This window comes from Algoriphagus iocasae (assembly GCF_014206875.1).
In the GTDB taxonomy this organism is placed as follows: domain Bacteria; phylum Bacteroidota; class Bacteroidia; order Cytophagales; family Cyclobacteriaceae; genus Algoriphagus; species Algoriphagus iocasae.
This window is the reverse complement of sequence record NZ_JACIJO010000003.1, coordinates 526,939-549,693: the sequence shown is the minus strand read 5'-3', so window position 1 is coordinate 549,693 and position 22,755 is coordinate 526,939. Positions and strand designations below refer to the sequence as shown.

General features: G+C 35.0%; 21 protein-coding genes. All 21 read right to left on the bottom strand.

Features of this window, described 5'->3' with window-relative positions; translation table 11 throughout:
• Complete coding sequence (locus tag FHS59_RS16685) at positions 1-756, bottom strand: glycosyltransferase family 2 protein (protein WP_184496509.1); 756 nt, start codon at positions 754-756, stop codon at positions 1-3.
• On the bottom strand, positions 756-1,490 hold the full coding sequence (locus tag FHS59_RS16680; RefSeq protein WP_184496508.1) for a glycosyltransferase family A protein: 735 nt from the start codon (positions 1,488-1,490) through the stop codon (positions 756-758). The genes FHS59_RS16685 and FHS59_RS16680 overlap by 1 nt, the downstream gene beginning before the upstream one ends.
• Positions 1,491-1,498: 8 nt before the next feature.
• On the bottom strand, positions 1,499-2,680 hold the full coding sequence (locus tag FHS59_RS16675) for a hypothetical protein (RefSeq protein ID WP_184496507.1): 1,182 nt from the start codon (positions 2,678-2,680) through the stop codon (positions 1,499-1,501).
• Positions 2,681-2,697: 17 nt separating this feature from the next.
• Positions 2,698-3,678 (bottom strand): glycosyltransferase family 2 protein, encoded by a 981-nt coding sequence (locus FHS59_RS16670; protein WP_184496506.1) that lies wholly within the window; start codon positions 3,676-3,678, stop codon positions 2,698-2,700.
• Between the two features lie 4 nt (positions 3,679-3,682).
• On the bottom strand, positions 3,683-4,774 hold the full coding sequence (locus FHS59_RS16665; protein WP_184496505.1) for a hypothetical protein: 1,092 nt from the start codon (positions 4,772-4,774) through the stop codon (positions 3,683-3,685).
• A gap of 73 nt (positions 4,775-4,847) precedes the next feature.
• Entirely contained in the window at positions 4,848-5,717 is an 870-nt protein-coding gene (locus tag FHS59_RS16660) for a glycosyltransferase (protein ID WP_184496504.1), read from the bottom strand.
• A gap of 38 nt (positions 5,718-5,755) precedes the next feature.
• Positions 5,756-6,370, bottom strand: coding sequence for an acetyltransferase (locus FHS59_RS16655; RefSeq protein WP_262890880.1), 615 nt, complete (start codon positions 6,368-6,370; stop codon positions 5,756-5,758).
• A gap of 30 nt (positions 6,371-6,400) precedes the next feature.
• Positions 6,401-7,804, bottom strand: coding sequence for a hypothetical protein (locus tag FHS59_RS16650; protein WP_184496502.1), 1,404 nt, complete (start codon positions 7,802-7,804; stop codon positions 6,401-6,403).
• Entirely contained in the window at positions 7,801-9,207 is a 1,407-nt protein-coding gene (locus FHS59_RS16645; protein ID WP_184496501.1) for an MATE family efflux transporter, read from the bottom strand. The genes FHS59_RS16650 and FHS59_RS16645 overlap by 4 nt, the downstream gene beginning before the upstream one ends.
• A 34-nt stretch (positions 9,208-9,241) precedes the next feature.
• The gene (locus FHS59_RS16640) at positions 9,242-9,766 is read right to left on the bottom strand and encodes an acyltransferase (protein ID WP_184496500.1); all 525 of its coding nucleotides are present in this window, start codon (positions 9,764-9,766) and stop codon (positions 9,242-9,244) included.
• A gap of 3 nt (positions 9,767-9,769) precedes the next feature.
• A complete protein-coding gene (locus tag FHS59_RS16635; protein WP_184496499.1) occupies positions 9,770-10,465 on the bottom strand; it encodes an acylneuraminate cytidylyltransferase family protein in 696 nt (231 codons plus the stop codon).
• 17 nt (positions 10,466-10,482) lie between these two features.
• Positions 10,483-11,877 carry an aminotransferase class I/II-fold pyridoxal phosphate-dependent enzyme gene (locus FHS59_RS16630; protein ID WP_221444526.1) on the bottom strand — a complete coding sequence of 465 codons (1,395 nt, stop codon included), beginning with the start codon at positions 11,875-11,877 and terminating at the stop codon, positions 10,483-10,485.
• A 49-nt stretch (positions 11,878-11,926) separates the two neighbouring features.
• Positions 11,927-12,775, bottom strand: coding sequence for a sugar phosphate isomerase/epimerase family protein (locus tag FHS59_RS16625; RefSeq protein WP_184496498.1), 849 nt, complete (start codon positions 12,773-12,775; stop codon positions 11,927-11,929).
• Positions 12,768-13,193, bottom strand: coding sequence for a GNAT family N-acetyltransferase (locus FHS59_RS16620; protein WP_184496497.1), 426 nt, complete (start codon positions 13,191-13,193; stop codon positions 12,768-12,770). The genes FHS59_RS16625 and FHS59_RS16620 overlap by 8 nt, the downstream gene beginning before the upstream one ends.
• Positions 13,193-14,209 (bottom strand): N-acetylneuraminate synthase, encoded by a 1,017-nt coding sequence (gene neuB, locus FHS59_RS16615; RefSeq protein ID WP_184496496.1) that lies wholly within the window; start codon positions 14,207-14,209, stop codon positions 13,193-13,195. The genes FHS59_RS16620 and neuB overlap by 1 nt, the downstream gene beginning before the upstream one ends.
• Positions 14,210-14,282: 73 nt before the next feature.
• Positions 14,283-15,602, bottom strand: coding sequence for a UDP-glucose dehydrogenase family protein (locus FHS59_RS16610; RefSeq protein ID WP_184496495.1), 1,320 nt, complete (start codon positions 15,600-15,602; stop codon positions 14,283-14,285).
• A gap of 18 nt (positions 15,603-15,620) precedes the next feature.
• Complete coding sequence (locus FHS59_RS16605; RefSeq protein WP_184496494.1) at positions 15,621-18,278, bottom strand: SLBB domain-containing protein; 2,658 nt, start codon at positions 18,276-18,278, stop codon at positions 15,621-15,623.
• A gap of 102 nt (positions 18,279-18,380) precedes the next feature.
• Positions 18,381-18,899 carry a DeoR family transcriptional regulator gene (locus FHS59_RS16600; protein WP_184496493.1) on the bottom strand — a complete coding sequence of 173 codons (519 nt, stop codon included), beginning with the start codon at positions 18,897-18,899 and terminating at the stop codon, positions 18,381-18,383.
• Between the two features lie 108 nt (positions 18,900-19,007).
• Positions 19,008-19,379: a hypothetical protein gene (locus FHS59_RS16595; protein ID WP_184496492.1), complete on the bottom strand. Its 372-nt coding sequence runs from the start codon at positions 19,377-19,379 to the stop codon at positions 19,008-19,010.
• Between the two features lie 4 nt (positions 19,380-19,383).
• Positions 19,384-21,798, bottom strand: a complete 2,415-nt coding sequence (locus tag FHS59_RS16590) for a penicillin acylase family protein (RefSeq protein ID WP_184496491.1) — start codon at positions 21,796-21,798, stop codon at positions 19,384-19,386.
• A gap of 181 nt (positions 21,799-21,979) precedes the next feature.
• Positions 21,980-22,552 (bottom strand): DUF2911 domain-containing protein, encoded by a 573-nt coding sequence (locus FHS59_RS16585; protein WP_184496490.1) that lies wholly within the window; start codon positions 22,550-22,552, stop codon positions 21,980-21,982.
• Positions 22,553-22,755: the final 203 nt, after the last annotated feature.

The window sequence follows — 22,755 nt, the reverse complement described above, 5'->3', positions numbered from 1 at the left end:
TTATTTTTTTGCTTTGTGCAAATAGGTTTTTAGAACTCCAAAAACAGCGTAATGGGCAAAATAATAACTAGCCTTTAAAAAGCTTAAATTCTCAAATTCCCTATAAACCCTCCATTGGTATCTGGCTGCTCTGAATTTATTACCTGAAATAGAATCATCCCGCAATCTATAATGTGCTAAAGGTTTATCAATCCCATATGCAAAAGGAATCATTTTCAAAATTTTTAACCAAAGAGCAAAATCTTGTCTTCTTGAAATTATAGGCATGTAAACTTTACCAAGTTGCTCTGTATCATACATTGCTGTTAAGCAACCTATGGAGCAAGTTTTCAACAACTCTTCGTGGTTTACTTTTTTTGGGACATGGTGTCTACCTACAATGGATCCATTTTTAAATTTTTGATACCCAGTAAAAGTAAAAGCATGCTTGTTATCCAGCATGAACTTTAGCTGAATTTCTAATTTATTGGGAGCCCATAAATCATCACTATCTAAAAATGCAATAAATCTTCCTTTTGCTTTCTCAATACCTTTATTTCTACTGATTGCTGCTCCTAAATTCTTTGGGTTTTCAATTAAGTGAATTCTTAAATCTAGGCCTTCGTATTTGTTTAGAATATGGATTCCTGAATCTGTTGAATAATCATCTATCAAAATAAGCTCCCAATCTTGAAAAGTTTGATTCAGGATAGATTGAATAGTTTCCTCAATATGGGAATAGGCATTATGTACAGGTGTAATTATAGAAACTAACATTAAAAATTCTGAATAGAATTAAATCCTTTTAAACTTTCTTTTATTGAATCTCTCAATGAAATAGTCCGACTTGGTTTCAGAAATTGTTTGAATAAAAAAGCAAAACCTAAGCCTAAAAATAAGGAGTTTCCATATAACCTCTTAATTAGTGCTCCTTTACTTCTAAAGTATTTTTCATCTAAGATTTTACCAGAGCTTTCCAATGGATGGCAAACTATATATTCAGGAACAAAGTACAAATTCAGACCTTTGGATATGGCATCATTAAGAAAAATTGTCTCCTCTCCGCTTGGAAATTTAGAACCTAATCCAAAGTTTTCATCAAACTTTACCTCTGCATCTTTTAAACTTTTAATTCTCACTACTATCTCAACGGAGGAAACTTTGTAAATGCTACTTCTGTCGTGCTTAAAACTTTCTGAAGAATACTTTTTATAGGGTTTCCCTTCTGGAGTTATTATTTTGAATGTCAGGATATCAGCATCAGGAAATTGATCAAAAGCATCTTGAATTTTATTTTCAAAACCTTCACAATAAATTAAATCATCATCTGAAATCAGAGCTAAATCCTTGCTTGCATTATCCAAAGCTTTGTTTCTACTCTTTGATAAGCCTCTTTCATCAAAAGACAAAAAAGTGAAATTTTCTTCCCGAACTTCTTTCTCAGTTGAGTTTTGGGAAATAACTAATGTAGAAAAACTATACCCCTTAAATCCCTCTGGATTGGGATTCATTGTAGAGATTAATACTTGAAAACCCATCGAAACTTAGGATAGTAAAATGCAAGGCATTGTGCTGCAAGATTGGTCAAAAGCAATGTAGCTGGAAGTCTATGTCTAACTGCACCTAACAGGTGAAACTCAAAGAACGCAGACATGGCCACATAAAGCCCTATATACATTAGCCAAAGACCATATTGATTCCAATGTTTTAAGTAAAAAAGAGATATTCCAAGAATGAATAATAAATATAGTCCATCTGCAAAATAGGCTAATTTAGTCCAAAATGGAATGAATATTATCACTGGAAAAGGTGCCAAGAAAAACTGGAAAAACAATCCTGGAAAATCCAATATCACATCTATCCAATTTGTCCAATCTACTTCGGGGTAAGTCACTCCTGACTCAAAATAATTGATTCGTTGTACATTTCTAAATAAGGCGAGGCTTTCAGGAGAAATAGAAATCCCAACAATACTTGTTGCCAAATAATTTAGAGCGACAAATAAGAAGGGAATTAAAATAAGTGCGATTACTAAAATCGCTTTTCGACTTAATTTTAGATTTACTACAATTTGTAATCCAATGACAATGAAAAAATAAAGCAGTAATTGAATTCTTAAAATTCCGGCTAATATGATACCTAAGAATAGGAAAACGTTCATTTTGTTTTTTGAAGTCATTCCATAAAAGAATAAACCTAATGCCAAGACAAAATAGCTTTCCCGGAGGGGAGTAAATGAATACACGATGATGGATGGAATAAACACTCCTAAAATCAAAAAGAAACGCTGAACCCAAACATCTTTAAGTTGATAAGTTCGATTAAAGGCTCCTGCAAGGAAAACCAACCCCAATTGAAAGAATAGCGCATTAAATAAAAAGTAATTGAAAATGGACTTTAGTGTAAGGTGATATATTGGAATAGCCAAAAACTTATATCCTATTTTAACACCTACTGATTGATTACTTGGAGTAATTCCAGTTTCCAAAATTCTGGTAAACAAGTTAGTATCTGGAAAATAAGGAATCAATTTTATTTTAAAATCAACTAAACCAATAGCCAAATAAAAAAGTAATACTCCTAAAAAATGGATGTTTATATATTTGGAGTCTGCCAGCAAAATCTTTTTTGCTATGATTGTTAACACCAAATACACAATGATGAAATAAAGTGGCAGGGTTAAAAGGTGCCAAAATTCCACATTTTGGTAATAAGCCTTCAAATTCCTTTACTTTTTTTCCAGACGTATTTCCTATAAAAAAAATAAGAAGCATATTTCCTTAGCCTATTTGGCCTGGTCAAAAATGACTCATACATCTTCAACATTGATAAAAATTCTTTTGAAAATGCGTTCTTCTTCTCTCCTATTAAATCACACAAATCATTGACTTTTTGAAGATCTGAGGTACTAAACACTTCTTCAAATCTAAAGAGTATATAAACAAATAACCCTTCGATCCATACGAAGTCCTTATGATCTAGCTCTTTCTTCATTTTGGATGCATATATAAATGCTTGATTTAAAATAAATCTCCGCTTTTCTAAAGTAACTTTTTGGTGGTACAGGGATTTTCTATAAAAAGATGTATAACCTGTTGAATAATCCATTTTGAAGGAAATTTCTTTTTCATTCAGAGCTCTGACGTGCAAATCAACATCTTGAAATCTTAATAATCCCGGATCAAAACCTCCTATCCTTTCAAAAAAAACTTTAGACCAAAGTCCACTACTCCCATGCCATGGTATGCTATAGTCCAGAAACATGTTTCTGTAGTAAATAGGAGAGAAATTTAATTTCAATCCAGGAAAGAAATCTGTTCCATCCTCTTTATTTCCTGAAAAATGAGCTGTTGAAAAAACGATCAAATCCTCATCTTTCATCCTATTTTCTCTAAGCTCTAAACACTTCGTAGAAATTATATCATCAGCATCCAAAAAAAGAAGATGGCTACCCTTACATTTCTTTACACCAAAATTTCTGCAAGAGTTAGCTCCTTTTGGAAGACTTTCAGGTCTATAAAACCATTTAAACCTTGAATCTTTTTCAGCAAATTCTTTAACTATCTGCAATGAATTGTCAGTTGACCCATCATCAACTAGTACACACTCCCAATCACTAATTGTTTGTCCTGCGACTGACAAAAGAGTTTCCCTCAGGAAATCAGCATTATTGTAAAATGGGATAATTACTGAAATCATCAAATTATTCAGTAGAACCTTGATGCAGTTTTAGGTAAGCCTTTATGTAAATCAAAAAGATCAAAATTATTCCAAAAACAAATCCAAGAGCTAAACTGAATGCTAAAGTCAACATTAAATTAGGAGCAGTTGGTCTGTTGGGAATAAATGCCGGCTCCATTTCAGAAAAAATTGGCTTTTGGTTATTAAGTTCAATTTTGGAAGTCTCCAGTTCTTTTGCAATTGTTCTATAAAGCTCAAACTTTAAATTATACTCTGCATTCAAGTTTTGTTCTATCGCTTTCATACTTTCCAAAAACAATCCCTGATTCCTTTCTTTAAAGGAAGTTAGAGCATTTTGAGCATCTTTAAAGCCTTCCTCACTCTTGGTGTATTGAACTTCAAGATAATCTACATGGCTTTTTTGTTTTTCCTGAAGGTATTTGGTTGCATACTCAATCAATAAACTTTTCACCATTTTGGAAAATTGAAATGCTAAATCTGCTTCAGGCATATTAGTTATCAAATAAAGGAGACTACCTTCTGAGTTTGCTGTTATTCTTCCTCCTATTTGATTGATAGCATAAATTTCTAAAGGTTCATACTTTGTTCTTTCCTTGATCGCATTAGTCTCTCTCTCTTTGTCATTAACTGTTACTCCACTTTTAAAGACTGATAAAGGGCTTTTAATAAACTTGGAAATAGAATTTTCAGGCCTTGTTTCAACCATGTATTTAAAGAGAGAAACAGAATCAGGGTAAAGTTCCGATTTCACTTTTGAATTCATTAAATCCTCTAAAAATGGTTTGCTTTGAACAATGAAGGGATAAAGAGCGGGATCCAAAGTGGCCAGTTCTCTTGTAGAACCAGGCATTGAAAATCCTGCAACCTGGGCCAAAGATCCCAATCCTCCCGCAGCATTGGAAGTTTGTGACTCTACCAGCAAAATTGATTGAGCAGAATATGATTCGGGGGTTGTACTGTAATAAATAATCCCAAATAAGATAAAAGCCAATATGGTACCCACCAGAATTTTTAACTTGGCTTTACCTAGTTTAACCAGATTTACCAAAGTAAAATCATCGGTGATTAATATCTTTTCAATATGTTTTTTCATTTAATTAAACTAAAGTTCAATTGTAATTTTAAAAGGCATGCCAGGCATTTGATCGAGATGATTTTGTGGCATTTCAAGATCTTTCAGCAGTTTTCTTTTTGAAGTCCAAAAGAATCATTTCTCTCATCCCTAAACATTCTACATACCAAGTTGCAAAAAATAGTTTTGTTTTCTCTAAGATGCTCAGGTCATTATATGTGAAGATAGAAATATGAGGACGTACAAAATGTAAACCGAACTTCAATTTTTGTTTGGGAGAATAGTTTTTATAAAATCTAGAATACATACCTCCAATTGTTCGTTTTTTCTTTCTTACAATTTCAGCGATACTTTTTCTAGTAGGATGTTTGACCAATACATTTTTTCCAAATGCCATTTTAAATCCAGCCGTTGTAGCTTTTTTGGTCCAAACAAAGTCTCCTCCTGACATTAATCCTTCTGGAAAAAGTCCAACTGCATCGATTACTTTTCTACTACAAAATAAATTAGCAGTTATGCTTTGACCTTTCTCTTCTACATTTCTCTTTTGGTTAAAACCAAATTTCTTTTCATACAGAAATGCCAAGTCACTTCCTTTCTTTGATTTAAAAAACTCCATTTCACCTCCTACCAAATCAAATCCATCCTCTAAATACTCAAGTGCATTTTCAATCCAATCAGGAGTTGGCAAACAATCAGAATCCGTAAATGCCAATACATTTCCTTTCGCCTCTAGAATTCCTTTGTTTCTAGCCGCATATGATCCAGGTTTACTCTCAGAGATTATTTTAGTGTTTTCAGAAATAGTAAGATCATCAGGTTTAATATCTGAAGGATCGTTATTTACAATGATGATTTCAAAACTACTTTTTGGAATTGTTTGATTCTGAAGGTTTATCAAACAATCATTTAAAGTTTCCCAGTCCCTGTAGGTGGGGATAATTACAGAAACTATAAAACTCATATAGATCCAATTTTCACCATACTACCTATAAAAATCACCTATTTAATTTTGCAGGGAACTCCATAAGCTTTCATTCCATCTCCAATATTTCTTGTGACTACGGAGCCAGCTCCAATTTTACAATTTTTACCAACTTTTATCCCCGGAAGAATTACAGTACCAGCACCTATTTGTGTAAAATCTCCAACTTCAGCATTTCCTAAAATAAGTGAGCCTGGTCCGATTTCAACAAAATCTCCAAGTTTGCACTCATGATGGACATTAGCGCCAACATTAATTAATGAACCAAGTCCAATTTTCACCTCTGGCCCTATAAATGTCTGACTCAAGGCATCAAAATCACCAAATACTGATTCACTGATTATGGCACTTCTAGACTTAAGTGGTAAATAAAGCCCTCCAATTTTCTCCAAAAAATCAATCATTTTTTTTCTTATCAGTGGATTTCCTACTCCTAAGCAAAATTTGAAAGAGCTTGGGAAATAATTCTTTAAGGCTTGTTCTGAATGCAAAATCTCAATGTTGCTTTTGAAGCTTGATATGGAAGTATTCTCATCAAAGCAAAAAATTCTATTTTCTGACTGAATTGGATTTAAGTAAATCAACTCATCAAATACTTCCAAGGCATGACCACCTGCTCCTGCTATTACCATTAACTCTTCTTCATCTATGTAAAACAAAAATCAACATATTTGATCTATGACTATTTCTAAATCAACAGTTTCTGTTAATTTTTTCTTTCCAATATTTAATTGAATTGCTGAAAGCAAATTGTCAACATTGAAATCAATATCCCCTACTGCAATTCCTTCCTCAATTAGATGGCTATAAGTAGTTTCTCCTATTTCTTCGAGTATAATACTAAAAGTGCCCAAGTCAGCAGCTTCTGAAATGCAGCCAGAAAATTTAGATATATGAAGATCTACTTCTTTAAGTAAAAAAGGTAAGGGTGTCTCATTTGCGACATTCCAAAGAGTTGAATCGAATATATTCAAAGATCCAAGCAAAGAAACTAATTGTTCTTTTGATTCTGAATCAATCCTTGGATGTAATCGAAGCAACCAATCATATTTATCTTTTGTTTTGATAATCGAATCCAAAATGTATTCGTCCAGGATTGGAGATAATGGCTGAAGAGTAAATAAAATGGTAGGCCTTTTTAGCTTCAATTCAATTTTTTCATTTTCTAAAAAATAATGCCATGGATTTCCTCCAATCAGGGTTTTTACATTTTTGAATTTTAGATTTTCTAATAAATGACTTTCTGTTTTTTTATCCCATAACCAAAAAATAGAAGGAAGTATTGAATAATCACTTTTAAATCCTGAGTAAGCTGAATGAAATGAACCTTGCGTACCATGCTGAATATCAACACATTCAATCCCTTTGTTTCTAGCAGCGATCAATAATCCGAAACAAGGGATATTGTAATAGGACAAAAGGAATATCTTTCGAGGTTTAGTTCTAGTTAAAATCCATTCAAAACTAGCTTTCCAGATTAGTACCTTTATCAAAGTTTCAAACATTTCTGCTCGAACAGAAAAACTAGGATTTGATAACTTATTTTCAAAAAAGGAAATAAACCCTTCTACTCCTTTCCATTTAGAAAAATCAATAGGCTTTTCCTTGATTTTACTTTCAAAATAGTTATAGATTTTTTGAATATTAATCCCTCTATCCTGATAAGTTTTTTCTTTTATCTCATTTCCATATTCAAAAAATACAAATTCTTCTGAGCTTTTAACTAAAATATCTGCTATGGGATCATAAAATTTATTGAATGATTCACCTTTAAATTTTTCTCTGAAATTTACTCCACTAAAAAAAAGATAATCAGAGGGTTTCAGCTTTACGTTCTTAATTTCAAAGCTCAAAATCAATCTCTTTACAGCTTTTTTAATTGAATAAGTTAAACCAAGGCGTTTCGAATTATTACTTTCTTTTATTCCCCAAAAAAGTCTCAAAAACAAAGAGGTTTTGAGAATGGGCCAAACTTTAAAACCTTCAAAAACCCAGTCTTCAGTGGGGTTTCCTTTCTCAAAATCATTTAAAAATTCAATTACTTCTCTTCTTTCCTGAAATTTCATGAATCAAATTTCTTTTTGAATTGAATACCAGAAAGTATTGTTACAAAGATTAAGAAAGCAGTAATTAAAAGCTTTTGCTGTATTGAAAATTCAACGATGAAATATGCTGCAATCGTCAAACAGCAGGTAAGAATTAACCATTTAATAGGATGGTAATTGGTAGGGTTTTCTGATTTAATTGAAGGAATATAAAATCCAATATAACCCATGAATAATAATGAAATGAAAGTTGTGTAAGCAGCAACCTCAAAACCATAGATTGGAATAAAGATCGAATTAAGAATTACATTCATTATTCCAGCAACAAAAGTTACTTTCCAAACAATATTGGTCTTTTCAACAAAGAACATCTTATTTATGGAACCCATGTACATGGGTCGGTAATTGTAGCCCATAACTATCACAATACCCAAAGAATACATTTCCGCCAAGCCAGGACTTCTCAAAAGGAATGAAAAGAGTTCTTTAAGCCAAATGCTAACCAAAAAAGTCATTACAAAAAAGGCGAATTGTAATCCAAATATTAAGTTTCTAGCTACAACATCCTTTCCCTCTTTGAATTTTTGCATCATCATAGGACTGATTGCATAACCAGCAGCTATTCCTATTTGCTGAAAAATATTTCCAACAGTATATGCTGCATTATACTTCCCTATTTTATCCACACCCACACCCAACACATCCATCACCATCTTATCTGATGAATTCAGCAAATAACTTGAGTAATAATGAGGAACAGTGGGTAAGCTTACTTTAAGGGATTTTTTTATTAATCTCCACTTAAAATTGAATATGGGCTTTAATCCAAATTTAAAATTGATAGGGTAATAATAGGATGCATTAGAAAGGACAGTAGCAATTAGATTTGACCAAAACCAGCCCATATACCCTAATTTCAGAAATGATATAAAATAAAGGTTGAGAAGAACGGTTAATATTCCAAAGAAAGCAGTTCTTAAACCTATTTTAAGAGGTTTTTGCTTTAGCTGATAATAGGTAGTGCCAATAATTCCTACAGGACCGAAAAGGATTAGTGGCGCAACATTTATAAGCATTATCAACCACCTGTTTTCATGTGCCTCTTCTGGAACAATCCAATAGACTAAAAATCCTAAAAGTAAAGCATAAACAAAATTCCATAACGTCAAAAAACCGTAAATCTGTCTCCAAGCCCATTTAAAATGGTTAGGTGATTTATAAAAAGTATTTACGAGGATTACTCTCAATCCTAAAAATGCCAATACTGCAATACTACTGGTATAAGCAGTAAGAATTCCTGCTACCCCAAAATCTATTTCGGTTAAATCCTTGGTTATAATTGGAAGGATGAAGAATTGAGCTAATTTAGGTATTTGAGGAGCGAAACCATAGATTACTGTATGGCTAAATAATTTTTTAAACATGGAAATAAGTGTATCCTACTTAAGAAAATAATCTTTAATGAAACGCTCCTTCTTTCTTAAGCCTTAAATAGTGTTCTATGTCCCTTTTTTTAAAAACTTTTGCAGGGTTCCCACCTGCAATTGAGTAAGCGGGAATATCCTTTACAACAACTGCTCCTGCCTGAATAATCGCACCTTCTCCTATTGTTACGCCTCCAAGAACGATGACATTATTTCCTAACCATACATTATCTTCTATTGTAATATTTTTAATAATGTAGGTATTATCATAAGGGATTTTAGACCCTTCATAGTTATGGTTTTTTGATAAAATCATACAGGACTTTCCTGAATGGAAATTATCTCCGATCTTCACTATTCCTCCTTTAGGAATTTCAATGCCGTTAAAATGACAATTGTTGCCCAAGAAAACATTTTCATTAAAAACGCATTTAAAATTCACTTTCAATCCCTCTCCAAAAGCTCCTAAAACTTTCTTAGCCTGTCTAGTATGATATTTTATTCTAGACTTCTTTTTATAAGCCCTAAAATGATGTCGGAGATACTTATAGATATTCATAAATCAGAGTTTTTGACTATCTATTTTTTTACTTAAAAGTATTTCAGCTAGTGAAAAATCAACTAAATCATCAATATCTATGGAGTATAATTTTCCCATTAAATACTTAGTCATTTTTAGATTTTGATAACCTTTTTCCTCCAATTTTTCTACGTGAATCACATAGATTGCTCCATTTAATTCATAAACCACAGGACAATCTTGCCTTCTTGTGAAAACACCTTTTTTCACCTTATCTAAGACACCTTCCTGATTTTCTTCAAATAGGACATAATATGGATTGGAATCAGTTTCTTTAACGGACACAATTAATTCTGAATTCTTATCTATCAAGTTCAGAGCTTCTTTAATATGAAATCCTTTTCTTAGAGGAGAAGTAGGTTGAAGGACTACCACATAATCATAAATGACACCTTTATTTCGATAAAAATTCAAAGCATGTAGGATAACTTGCTCATTGGTAGCATGATCCGAAGCAATTTCAGCTGGCCTTAAAAAAGGTATACTTAATCCAAAACTTTTTGCTACCTCTGCTATTTCATTTGAATCAGTAGAAACGCAAATATCATCTGCATCAGCTACTTCAAGTGCAGCTTTAATTGTATGCCCAATAAGAGGAACTCCTGCTAAATCTTTTATATTTTTTTTAGGGACACCTTTAGAACCACCCCTAGCAGGTATTAAATAAAGAATCTTCATTTTATTAATTCAAAAAATTATACTTGAATGGATTTTTTCTCTTCAACAAATTCTTCGATAGTTCTACATATGTACTCTATTTCACCCTCGGTAAGATTAACCGAAGAAGGAAGACTAACTCCTCGGTCAGAAATCGACTTCGAAAACGTTAAATCTTTTGGATTCCCAAAATTGCGATATGGAGGCATTACATGAAGAGGATAAAATACAGGACGAGTCTCAATGGATCTATCTGTCATATAACTCATCAATTCGTCTCTATCAAAAGGTGAATCTTCCTTTATTAAAAAGGTATATAACCAATAGGAATTAAAGTTAAATCCTTCTTCTTTAGGCAAGATGAAAAAATTACTCTTGGATAAAACCTGACTATAAGACGTCGCTGCAAATCTTTTTCTCTCCACAAAAATCTCAAGTCTTTCAAACTGTGCCACACCTATTGCAGCCTGAAGATTAGTCAATCTATAATTATAGCCGACCACATCATGCCAATATCGTTTAGACTTGTTCATTCCGTGATCTCTTAGGACAATTGCCTTCTCATAAGTAGATTGATCTTTAAACAAAACCATCCCCCCTTCTCCAGTAGTAATTGTTTTATTTCCAAAAAAACTGAATGTGGCAGCATCACCAAAACTTCCAACAGGATTCCCTTTAAATTTGGACCCTAATGCCTCTGCACAATCTTCTACTATTTTTAGATTAAATTCTTTTGCTAAAGCAATCAATGGATCCATATCGCAAGGCTGCCCATACAAATGAACTGGCATGATTGCTTTTGTATTTTTAGTAATAGCCTTTCGAATCAAATTAGGATTTAGATTCCAAGTATCAGCCTCAACATCAACTAAAACAGGTGTTGCTCCTGTGTAAATGATAGCATTTATGGAAGCTGCAAAAGTTAAATCAGGCAGGATAACCTCATCTCCCTCTCCAATCCCAAGAGCTGCCAAAGCTAAATGTAAAGCAACGGTACCATTGCTTACAGCAACAGAATAATATCCTTGATGATAGGTGGAAAAAATATTTTCAAACTCTTTCACATACTTTCCCTGAGAGGAAATCCAATTAGTTTTTATACAATCCGAAACATATGCTAATTCATTGCCTTCTAATTGAGGAGAAGAAATTGGGATTTTCCTTAATCTACTTCTCGTGGCATAATCAACAACCTTACCTTCAATTGAAACAAGAGGAATGAACTTAATTCTTTCATTTAGGGTATCTAATATCGTCTGATTAGAAGAACCTACAGGTAAAGAAATGAAATTTCTGTTCATGATAGCAGAAACCTTTTCTTCTAAAGGAACATCCAGAATTAAAGCTCTTCTGATATCACCGTCTGTGATAACTCCAACTAATATTGAAGCGCTATTTTCTATGAACAATACACCGGTCCCTACTTTATCCAATGATTTTAGTGCGGTCCGTAGAGAATTATCTTCTCCTATTATCAACTCATTAATTTCCAAAATCTTCTAATAATGAAATTTGTCTCTTTACTTCTTCTACTGACAAGTTCTTTACTTCTAAAACATGAACCAGTGTATTAAATTGATTCATATGTTTTAAAAACCAATAGTCCAAATCCAAGGATTGATTGTCATCCATCTCTCCATTGTTATCACTATGATGTATTGCCCTGATATGATGTTTGATCTTGCTAAGTTCAATTTCTTTATCAAGATCTAATGTTTTGCAACTGACTTTTAAATGAGCTGTGTCTAAAAGTAAACCTATTCTAGAATGGTTAATTTTTTCGAAAAAACTATTAATCCCTTCTGAATCACAGCATAGCAAAGGATTTACACCACTGTAGTTAAACGGTGCTAATACATTGTTTTCTATTAGAAAATTAACGTTAAGTGAATCCGCAAATTCAAGAATTTCCTTTATAGAGCTTTCAAATAAGCTTTCGTGAAAACTTTTATCAAAATTATCAGAAAAAGTTATCTTCCTACCTAATTCCTCTGGGTTTGGGTCGATACAAAAACCAGCATGAGCTGCAAAAAATGGGGAATTGGAAATTTTAGATATTCTTAAACCATTTTTGCAATGATCAATTGAAAGATTTCTAATCTTTTCATTTCCACTGGCTAGGTTTAAAACAAAAGGAATTTCTGGCGCTGGAAAATAATTATGAGGCATCCGCTGAAGATCGGCCTCTATATAAATTTCTTCCATTCTATTTAAATATGGAATCCCAGAACTGAATTCCAAATTAAATTGATTCCTTTCACAGATTTGAATTATTTCATTGATAGGGACACCTAAAAATGCCAAAGAGCTGACATAGAAATTTTCACGCATATCTCACCATTAGATAGGACTTACCCAAATCATCAAAAACATCAAACCCATGCCTTTTGTACATTTTAAATGCTTGATCGTTCGATTTATCAACAGCAAGTCGGATCTCTTTTACTTTTGTTTTATCTGCAAAATCCAGTAGATACTTCATCAATAAAGTGCCGATTCCATTTCCCCTTAAATGACCAGCTACTGCTATTCCTAACCATATTACATTTGCTTCCTGGTCTAAATGACCATAACCGATTTCCTCCCCTGATTCTGAACTGGCTAAAACTGTGACAAGGTGGTTTTCAATTATATTAAGAGGTCTACTTTCAAAGTATCGAAAATTCAATGAGGACTCCCCCAGATTTTGAATAAAAGATCTTAGTGCATCTATATTATGAAGATCAATTTTTCTGACCTTAAATTCCATTACCAAATAATACAATCAAAATCAAGGACTTCATCTGACTTCATTTCTTTGGAAATTTTCTTACCGAGAATTTGATCTAACATTGAAATGGGAATTCCATTTAAGGGCCGTTTAAAACCAATAAACTCCTCTTTTAAAACCGTACCTTCCTCTAAATCTTGTAAAACAACCAAGCCTCTTTTCATTCCCTTACTATTTTCTATTTCAATAGGAGAAGGTTTTTTGACCTTTGATCCAAGAGAAAGCTCTATGTTGCGAATACCTTCGACAAGATCTTTAAATTCTGCAGGGGTCAAAGAACAACTGTGATCTGGCCCTTCCATTAACTTATCAATAGTCAAATGCTTTTCTATTACTGAAGCGCCTAAAGCCACAGCTGCGAAACATGCATAATTATTAGTAACATGATCGGAATACCCTACTTTTACATCACATGCTTCCTTCATGCTATTCATAGCCAAAATATTGGCATCTTCAATTCTTGAAGGATAATTGGTAGTACATTGTAAAACAGTAAGATTTGTATTGCCCTCTCCTTTTATAGCCTCCACTGCATCATATACATCAGCAAGAGTTCCCATACCAGTTGAAAGAAAAATTTGTTTATTTTTTCTGGCTACATATTTCAAGAAAGGAATTTCTGTCAACTGACCAGAAGCAATTTTATAGGCATTTACGCCAAGCTCCTCTAAAAAATCTACATCTTCTTTATTGTAGGGAGTTGACATAAAGTCAATATCTAATTCCCCACAATAGGATACTAATTCTAAGTATCCAGAAAAATCCATTTCGAGTTTCTTCAACATCTCAAATTGACTTTCCTCTTTATCTGTAACTTCTAATTGGTATTTAGCTTTAGGTGATGTCTTTGTAACAATTTGTTCCGCTTTAAATGTTTGGAATTTCACACAGTCAGCACCAGCTTCTTTTGCCTTTCTTATCAATTCCTTAGCTATCAAAATATCTCCGTTGTGATTTACGCCTGCCTCAGCTATTATATAAGTCTTTTGCAACATGTTAATTCCTGATAATTTAATTTGGCTTAATCAAAAATATGCCTCCATGGATCCCATAGAGGCATTTTCTTTTTTAGTTAGATCCGATATTGAATACTTCAAAACCTAAAGTGCTTAGGTATTTCTTATCGTATATATTTCTACCGTCGAAAATCACTTTATTTTTCAAAAGTTTACCTACCACATCCCAACTTGGGATTCTGAACTCAGACCATTCAGTTACTAATAGTAGTGCATCTGCATCGACCAAAGCATCATAAGCATCTTTGCAATAAGTCACTTTATCGAAGATATAGTGCTCTTTAGCTTCTTCCATTGCAACCGGATCATATGCTTTCACTGTGGCACCAGCTGCTCTTAACTCATCTATAATCACACCAGCTGGGGCTTCTCGCATATCATCGGTATTAGGTTTGAAACTCAATCCCCACATTGCGAAAGTCATTCCTGATAGATCTTCACCAAAGTGTGCTTTTACTTTATTTGCGAGCACGTGTTTTTGATCATCATTTACATCTTCTACAGCCTGAAGAACGCGAAGGTCATATCCGTATTGCTTGGCAGTTTTAATGATTGCTTTTACATCCTTTGGAAAACAAGAACCTCCATATCCTACACCTGGATAAATAAATTTATTTCCAATTCTAGGATCAGAACCAATCCCTTTTCTGACCATATTGGCATCTGCACCCACCTTTTCACATAGGTTTGCGATATCATTCATGAAAGAGATTTTAGTAGCAAGCATGGCATTTGCAGCATATTTTGTCATCTCTGCGGATGGAATGTCCATGTAAATGATTCGCTCTCCACTCAATTGGAATGGCTTGTAAAGGCGTTTCATAATTTCTTCAGCTCTAGTATCATCGATGCCGATGACAATTCTATCTGGTTTTAAGAAATCTTCTACTGCTGCACCTTCTTTCAAGAATTCTGGATTTGAAGCAACTGCAAAAGGTAAATCGGAACCTCTTTTATCCAATGCAGATTTAATTGCCCCTCTCACTTTTTCACCTGTGGTGACTGGCACTGTACTTTTTGTAGCGACAACAATGTAATCAGTCATTTTCTGCCCAATTTCATCTGCTACTGCTAACACATATTTCAAATCAGCAGAACCATCTTCTCCTGGAGGTGTACCTACTGCAATAAATGCTACGGAAGCACCTTGAATCGCTTCACCTAGATCAGTGGAGAAATGAAGTCTTCCACTTTTGTAATTACGAACAACGATCTCTTCCAATCCTGGTTCGTAAATTGGCATAATGCCATTTTTTAATTTTTCAATCTTCTTTTGGTCGATGTCAACACAGGTAACTTCGATTCCTACATCAGCAAAACAAGCGCCTGAAACCAAGCCTACATAGCCGGTACCAACTACTGCAATTTTCATAAAATATGGTGTTAAATATTATTGTAATAAACGATCCAAAAGGATCCCTAAAGTTGCCAAGCTTGAAGCTAAACCAATCCATCCAGCTGCACTAAGCCTGTTTCTTCGAGGTTTTTTGGGTACAACTATCTCTGCACCAGGTTCTAATTCCGGGTAGATATTAAATCCTAGATAATTATGGGTTCTCTTTGCGTCACCATTGGCATAAACTACATAGGTTTTTGACTTTCTGGCATCTTCAGTAAAACCACCTGCTTTTGAGATATAATTTTTTAAACTGTTCTTTTTATCAAATCTACTTGTGGTAGGAAGTAAAACTTCACCCACCATTCTAACTGTTTGTAATTGTTTTGGAATTTGGATCACATCCCCTTCCAAAAGGAACAAATCATCATCCGAGCCGGGATTTTTCATGATTTTTTCCAAATCGATTCCTACAAGATCCTGCTCCTTTATTCTCGCTTTATTCAAAGTAGAATCTCTAAAAAGTGTATCATTCATGTAACTACTCTCAAATAGCTTCATGCGCTCCTGCTCTCTTTCCTCGATTAATTTTTCCTGCTCCTTTTGAGTTAATTTTTGATCAATTCTTTCATAAAGCAATTCTTCTGCTTCGTTGATATTTCTATTTGTCTCAGGATTTAGATTTTCTTTTATTTCCCTCAACGAAGCCTCTTTCAACTCCTCATCCGTTGGACCTTTGAAATAAACAGTTCGTCTTACCAATGTTGCTCCTTTTGGATAAGCAAATTGCGTCAAACCTCCTGCTCTCTTGATGACATCTGAAATTCTTTCGTTGGCACTCGCTATCGCAAACTGTCCGGGGTAAACCACTTCTCCTTGAATAGAAATTATTTGTTCCCTTTCAAACCCTGGACTTCTTCGAATGAATATATGATCAAATGGCTGTAGAGGTTCATTCTTTTCTTCTGGAGACAATTCCAAATTTGGATCAATAGTCAAGGTTTTAATCTCAGCAATTTTTCCGGAACTGGCATCTCTGACTCTTCTTGCGATTTCAATGGAAGAGTTGGTAGCAGATTGTAACAAACCTCCAGATCTAAGGATCAAATCCCCAACTGTCATGTTAGATGCATAAGGATAAGTCCCCGGTGAATTAATCTCACCAGAAATCTTTACATAATATTCTTCCTGAATGTCATATCGGCTTGGAATAAACAACAAATCCTCATTCTCTAATTTCAAATCCTCTTCCGTGCCATCTAAAATCCCTTTCAAGTCCAGAGATTCTGCAGCTAAGGTTAAATCCGAACTCGTTCTGTAAAGTGTCGCTCTATTCACAAAAGCTTCAGGCTTCAATCCTTGTGCTTTTTCAATCAACCCTTTAACAGTCAATGTGCCATTTTCAAAAGAATATTCACCAGGACGATTGACAGATCCAGTTACTTGCACTCGGTTTACAAATCTCTCTAATGCCTCTCCTACCAAAATTTCATCCCCATCTTCTAATGAGAAACTTTGAAATTGATCACTTGGCACATCAATCACCTTTCGCTGATTATTTTCAATTCTTCTTACTGTTACTCGGTCTCTGTAAGCCAAGCTTCCAAAGCCACCTGTATAGACGTAGATATCGTTTAAATGCTCATCTGACTTGACTTCAAAAAATCCTTCTCTTCTGACGGGTCCAATCACTTCTACTCTTGCTTGCACTGCAGGGACAAGGATGACATCATTATCCTGAAGGGTGATATTAGAACTTTGATCACCTTTAGAGAGGAATTCATAAATATCCACAGTGGCCACCAAACGACTATCCCGGTAAACCTGGATATTTCTGAAAGCGCCATTTTCATTTGGACCTCCTGCGGCATACAGACCATTGAATACTGTAGCAAATGAAGGCAATGTGTAGGTCCCTGGTTTGGTCAATTCGCCCACCATAGAAACTTTAATAGATCTTATGTTACCTAGTCTGAGCTGGATGAATGTATTCGGATTTGAACCATTCAGACCAGAATATATTCTTCCAAGTGCTGATTTAATTCTGGCTGTGGCAGCTTCAATTGTAGAGCCTCCCACCTGAACTGGCCCAACATTGGGCAGAAAAACCCTTCCTTCTGGATTTACATTTAGGTCAAATGATTGTTGGGATGCTCCATAAACATCCAAAAGCAATTGATCACCAGATCCAATTACATAAGATTGGGGAGTTGGAAGGTTTAGACTAGGACTAAAATCCAGTTCACGGTTATGAAAAAGCTTATAACCAAAGATCTTTTTCTGAAATGGAGTAAGATCATAATATGGATCGGACCTTCTTATAGAATCAAATAAATCAGGCCCAGCAATCCCATTTACGGATCTTCCTGAACTAATGTCATTTAATTGATCTTGTGGACTAACAGACATTTGAAGCTCGTTAATCCTTTGTCTGAGTTTTGCAGCTTCTATAGCCGGCATGCCTCTTTCTCTTGCCAATGCTTCTAATTGATTCACTGTCAATCCACTAGCCTCAGCTCTCTTTATCAACTGCTCTAACTGTGCATTTGAAAGATCATCTACTCTTAAATTTTGAATATCAGACAAACTTTGCGCCTGAACAATTACCGCTAACAGTAGAAAAAGAATAAAGAAAAATACTGACTTGATAATACCTCGATGATAGTTGTTTCTCAATGGACTTGCTATGATTTGATTTTGAGTATAAACCATAAAGTAATTTGCAATAAAATTTTTAAAATCAGAGACATCTGGACACAGCTTCGCCCTTTCAGTCACATTATGTGCCTAGCAAAGCATAAAATTCAAGAAATTTTATACCCCTGCTTCTTTATCAAATAACACCAGACCGGAGGTAGTGATCCTCTCTCCAAGCAAGGTGAATACCACTTTTCTATCTATCAAATCTTCCACCCGAGTGGTCAGATGGCTGATGTATTCACTGTTTAAACTTTCTCCTGAAACCAACACATCAATTTTCCCGGAATCAATTCCTTCAGCAATATCTCCGACAAGAACCACCTGATGCACTTCACCCATACGTTCGAGAATCTGTTCAAGCAACTTGTCCAAGCCCAAATATTTTCGGATGATATCCTGGATATTTTTAAAGAAGGGATGCTGAATGTTTGCCTGATATTCTATTTTGTTTTTATCCGTATGTCTTTCTAGGATTCCTGCTTGAGTGAGATTATTTAATTCCTTTCTGATTGCATTGGTAGACTCCCCAAATTCATCAGCTAATCCGCGTAAATGACTATGAGTTTTTGAATTGACAAAAAACTTGACCAAAAGTCTTAACCTGGTTTTAGAAGTAATTAAAGATTCAAGCATAAAAAATCCCATTTAAGAGTGAGTAACAAAGGTACTCATTAGAGCGAACTGAAAAAATAAAATTGGGATTTTGAATAAAGAATCAACTATAATTTATTTAACATTTTACTACCCTCGATAAAGATTGTCAGGTCTTTTTTTGAATAATCTTCTAAACAGACTACCAGAATATGCACTAAATCCTCCCAATAAAAAGCCCAGTATCCCTGTAATCATAGAAAGGAAAACCCCAGAGCCCAAGCCCATTATCTCAGCCATTTGATCAGGCAGGGGGCTACCAGTTTGGTAACTGATAAACACTGTTTGACCTAACCATGCCAAACCCATTCCCAACCCTCCAGCTAAAAAGGAAGAAAATCCCTTTGCTCCTAAAAGTGCTGAAATCATTCCTATACAGATCATGACGATCCAAAACGGGGTAAATGGATTTACAAATACCACTACCAGCACACTTAATATGGTCAATGCTATAAATTTCATTTTTCTATTTTAATGTGGTTTGAAACAATACTCCCTCAGCTTCTGACTCTTCCCTCAAATTAAAGTTGAGGTATTTGCCTTCGGCCCAAACCGGTATAAAATTCTTGTAATACTTACTTCCAGGATTGCCCGATTGCCCCCCAGGATAAACACCAAATGCAGTGGGCTTATCTCCTAGCTCGACCACCATTCTCCAGCTTGCACCATGTCTTCCACTTGTTGCATTGACAATTCCAGCACCACCTCCTGTATAAACATGAGAAACTGAAAAGGCCTTAAACTGAGGTACTAAGTGCTGGATAGTCGTGTTTTTATAATTTGCCCAGGCATAATCCCCATTTTCTTCTTCCCATTTTCCCATCTCATCCAACATCATTTGAAATGACTTTTGAACATGGTCTTTGGCAGTTTCTACTTCCGAAGTATTCTCCACATCAAAAATTTTAGCTTCAGGTTCATTCAGCAAGAATTGAATGGTTTGATAACTGTTAGGCTTTACCACTGGCACCCCAAACTCATCCCACTTCTTCCAAATCTGGCCATAAAGGTCATTCCACCATATATAATAGAGGGTAGGAGCCTTTTGGTTTGGGTCGGCATAAAAATCCCATTCCTTTAATTGTGAAAGATATTCTTGTGCTTTGTCATTTTCTTTGAATGCATCTCCCAAAAGCGACAGCATAGTAGGCAATATTTCTGAAGCTTGCTGATAGTAATCATCAAACTGCAGAGCTTTCATGTCATCAATGGTGATTTGATCCATTTGTCTCAATCTTCCATTGATCCTCCTGTTTCTATAATGCTCATAGCTATTATCAAAAACATAATATGGATAATTGGAATCAACCGGATGCTGGTTTGCAGATGCAACAAAACCTCTTTCCGGATTCAATGTCTGTGGGTTTTGATCATTTGGGATGTATGTCTGCCATTCCATTTTTGGATCTGATCCATCCATCAAGAATTTACCTTGTTCAGGCCATTTTAGGGCAAACTTTCCTTGAATTCGCATTGCTATATCTCCTGATTTGGAGGCAAAAACAAAGTTTTGTGCCGGAGCGGTGAAGTTATCCAAAGCTATATTGTAATCCTTATGATCTTTGGCTTCATTCAGCAGTAAAAAAGTCTTTTGTTCATTTGAGCCCATATGAACGGTCCATTTCAAAGCAAAATTAACATCCTGACGATCGCCTCGGAAATTTTTATCATAAACGACTGGACCATAATGGGTATAAACCACAGTATCTAGAAATGCCTCTTGCCCTTTTATTTTGATCTCCTCAACTCTGAATGTCGTAGGTCTCCATTCATCTCCATATTTATATGCCTTTCTATCTTCTGATTGGAAAGTAATTTTGTACCAATCTCTGGCATCTTTAGTGGCATTAGTCACTCCCCAAGCTATGTTTTGATTAAAGCCAGAAATGATTCCCAATGCTCCAGGAAGCGATGCTCCTTTTACAGAATATTCAGGCGTGGTTAGTTGTAAAGAATACCAAAGTGAAGGCAAGTTCAATCCTAGGTGCGGATCATTTGCCAAAATAGGATTTCCATTCTTAGTTTTCGAAGGTGCGACCGCCCAGTTGTTCGAGCCGATTCCTTCAACAGGTTGCGGCAGAGGATCCATTTTCCAAGTTTCATCTGGATAATTGATGCTATCAGGCTTGGTTACAGGAATCGCATCAAAGTCCCAGACTTTACCTGCCTCGATCACAGGATCCGGTTCATTGGGTAGATCCGGATACAACTTATCAAGCATCTGTGCTCCCAGGATTTTTCTCAGATTAGTATATTCCAAATCTCTATCTCCAACTAGCATATCCGACATATACTTTAATAGCAATAAAGACTTGTAAGGTGTCCACTCTTCAGGACGATAGTTTAAGATTTTATATTCGACAGGAGTTTGTCCGGGGGATAATTGAGAAATGTATTGGTTCACTCCTGCCGCATAGGATTTTAAATATTCCAGGGTTTCAGGATCATTCTTTTCCAAAAACTCCATTCCAAGTTCTGCACCATATCCCAGCCCTTTTCTTCTGGTCATCCGGTCCAAATCCAGCGCGATATCGCCAACAATTTCAGATAGTCTTCCTGCTGCAGCTCTGGTTTGAAATTCCATTTGCCACAATCTGTGCTTAGCCGTGATGTAACCTTGAGCCATGTAAAGATCCTTTTTATTAGCTGCAAAAATGTGAGGGATCAGATTCTCATCGTAAACTACAGTCACAGGGTTACTAAGATCTGGCAGAGATAATTCCTCTTCTATTAACTCATCTTCACTATACATATTTTGCCAAAAACCATGATTTGGATCAATCAAAGGAGCAACTGGTGGTACTGGGCCAATTGGTCGGGAGATCAAAACAGCCAATGTAATAGTGATTGCTAAAACGAGTAGAAAAGAAATATACTTCATGCGATCATGTCAAGTGAGGTAAATTATCAGAGGAAATGAAAAATTAACTTCCCAATAATTTCATTTCAACCGGGTAAATTTAGTCCTTTCTTTGTGATTCCACATCAAAGAAATATAGATTTGACATCAATCAAAAAAAGCCCTCATTCGATTAGAATGAGGGCTTTTTGAATTTTTTATTTTAATTGATTGATATCGGCAATTTTAATTTTTCCCATCTCACAACCAATCCCGGATTTTCGATATCAATGGAAAATCTCTCTTGAGAATTTTCTTCCCAAACTGGGGAAACATCCACTCTTAATACATCATTTTTCTCATCGTATTGAAAATGCCCATGTTCCAGCTCCCAATCAGAATTAAAGATCACGGTCCAGTCAGAATCTTCTTTTGGAATGGTAAAAAGAGAATATTTACCAGCTGCCAATTTCTGACCTTCTATAGTCATATCTTGAGATAATTCTACATAAGTCGCCTCATTGGCTCCTGTTCTCCAAACCACATTATAAGGCACTAAATCACCCCATAAAACCCTTCCTTTTACAGCTGGAGAGCTATAATGAACCTTAAATGGCTTACCGGAGATTTCACCATCTTTCACCTCCAGAGGACTTGGTCGATTTTCAGATTCTGAAGCCTCCTCCGCTGTCTCACTCACCTCTGTTTTCTCCATCGTTTCAGAAGATTTAGGGTCACAAGAAATATTTACCAAAGCAACAAATGCTGCCCCAAATAGTAGGTATCGTGTTTTCATGATGTTGGGATTTCTATATCAAATAAACAATAAACTCAGGTACTACAAAATTCCGGCCTTTCTAAATTTCGGAAAAGTGCCTATTCTAAAGAAAGTCAAGAATATAAAATTCAAACCGTTTTTTCCTTTTAACGTAATAGAGACGGAATCGGCCGGAAATTTGTTTGCTCCAAATAAAATGCTCTGGAAGTTTAATAATTTAC

What these genes read in the sequence shown, in the direction of transcription:
- FHS59_RS16640 (WP_184496500.1), bottom strand. Translation starts at nt 9,766, where the DNA reads ATGAATATCTATAAGTATCTCCGACATCATTTTAGGGCTTATAAAAAG.
- FHS59_RS16665 (WP_184496505.1), bottom strand. Translation starts at nt 4,774, where the DNA reads ATGAAAAAACATATTGAAAAGATATTAATCACCGATGATTTTACTTTG.
- FHS59_RS16670 (WP_184496506.1), bottom strand. Translation starts at nt 3,678, where the DNA reads ATGATTTCAGTAATTATCCCATTTTACAATAATGCTGATTTCCTGAGG.
- FHS59_RS16595 (WP_184496492.1), bottom strand. Translation starts at nt 19,379, where the DNA reads ATGAAATTTATAGCATTGACCATATTAAGTGTGCTGGTAGTGGTATTT.
- FHS59_RS16650 (WP_184496502.1), bottom strand. Translation starts at nt 7,804, where the DNA reads ATGAAATTTCAGGAAAGAAGAGAAGTAATTGAATTTTTAAATGATTTT.
- FHS59_RS16620 (WP_184496497.1), bottom strand. Translation starts at nt 13,193, where the DNA reads ATGGAATTTAAGGTCAGAAAAATTGATCTTCATAATATAGATGCACTA.
- FHS59_RS16685 (WP_184496509.1), bottom strand. Translation starts at nt 756, where the DNA reads ATGTTAGTTTCTATAATTACACCTGTACATAATGCCTATTCCCATATT.
- FHS59_RS16660 (WP_184496504.1), bottom strand. Translation starts at nt 5,717, where the DNA reads ATGAGTTTTATAGTTTCTGTAATTATCCCCACCTACAGGGACTGGGAA.
- FHS59_RS16645 (WP_184496501.1), bottom strand. Translation starts at nt 9,207, where the DNA reads ATGTTTAAAAAATTATTTAGCCATACAGTAATCTATGGTTTCGCTCCT.
- FHS59_RS16680 (WP_184496508.1), bottom strand. Translation starts at nt 1,490, where the DNA reads ATGAATCCCAATCCAGAGGGATTTAAGGGGTATAGTTTTTCTACATTA.
- FHS59_RS16585 (WP_184496490.1), bottom strand. Translation starts at nt 22,552, where the DNA reads ATGAAAACACGATACCTACTATTTGGGGCAGCATTTGTTGCTTTGGTA.
- neuB (WP_184496496.1), bottom strand. Translation starts at nt 14,209, where the DNA reads ATGTTGCAAAAGACTTATATAATAGCTGAGGCAGGCGTAAATCACAAC.
- FHS59_RS16600 (WP_184496493.1), bottom strand. Translation starts at nt 18,899, where the DNA reads ATGCTTGAATCTTTAATTACTTCTAAAACCAGGTTAAGACTTTTGGTC.
- FHS59_RS16590 (WP_184496491.1), bottom strand. Translation starts at nt 21,798, where the DNA reads ATGAAGTATATTTCTTTTCTACTCGTTTTAGCAATCACTATTACATTG.
- FHS59_RS16655 (WP_262890880.1), bottom strand. Translation starts at nt 6,370, where the DNA reads ATGGTAATAGCAGGAGCAGGTGGTCATGCCTTGGAAGTATTTGATGAG.
- FHS59_RS16635 (WP_184496499.1), bottom strand. Translation starts at nt 10,465, where the DNA reads ATGAAGATTCTTTATTTAATACCTGCTAGGGGTGGTTCTAAAGGTGTC.
- FHS59_RS16625 (WP_184496498.1), bottom strand. Translation starts at nt 12,775, where the DNA reads ATGCGTGAAAATTTCTATGTCAGCTCTTTGGCATTTTTAGGTGTCCCT.
- FHS59_RS16605 (WP_184496494.1), bottom strand. Translation starts at nt 18,278, where the DNA reads ATGGTTTATACTCAAAATCAAATCATAGCAAGTCCATTGAGAAACAAC.
- FHS59_RS16610 (WP_184496495.1), bottom strand. Translation starts at nt 15,602, where the DNA reads ATGAAAATTGCAGTAGTTGGTACCGGCTATGTAGGCTTGGTTTCAGGC.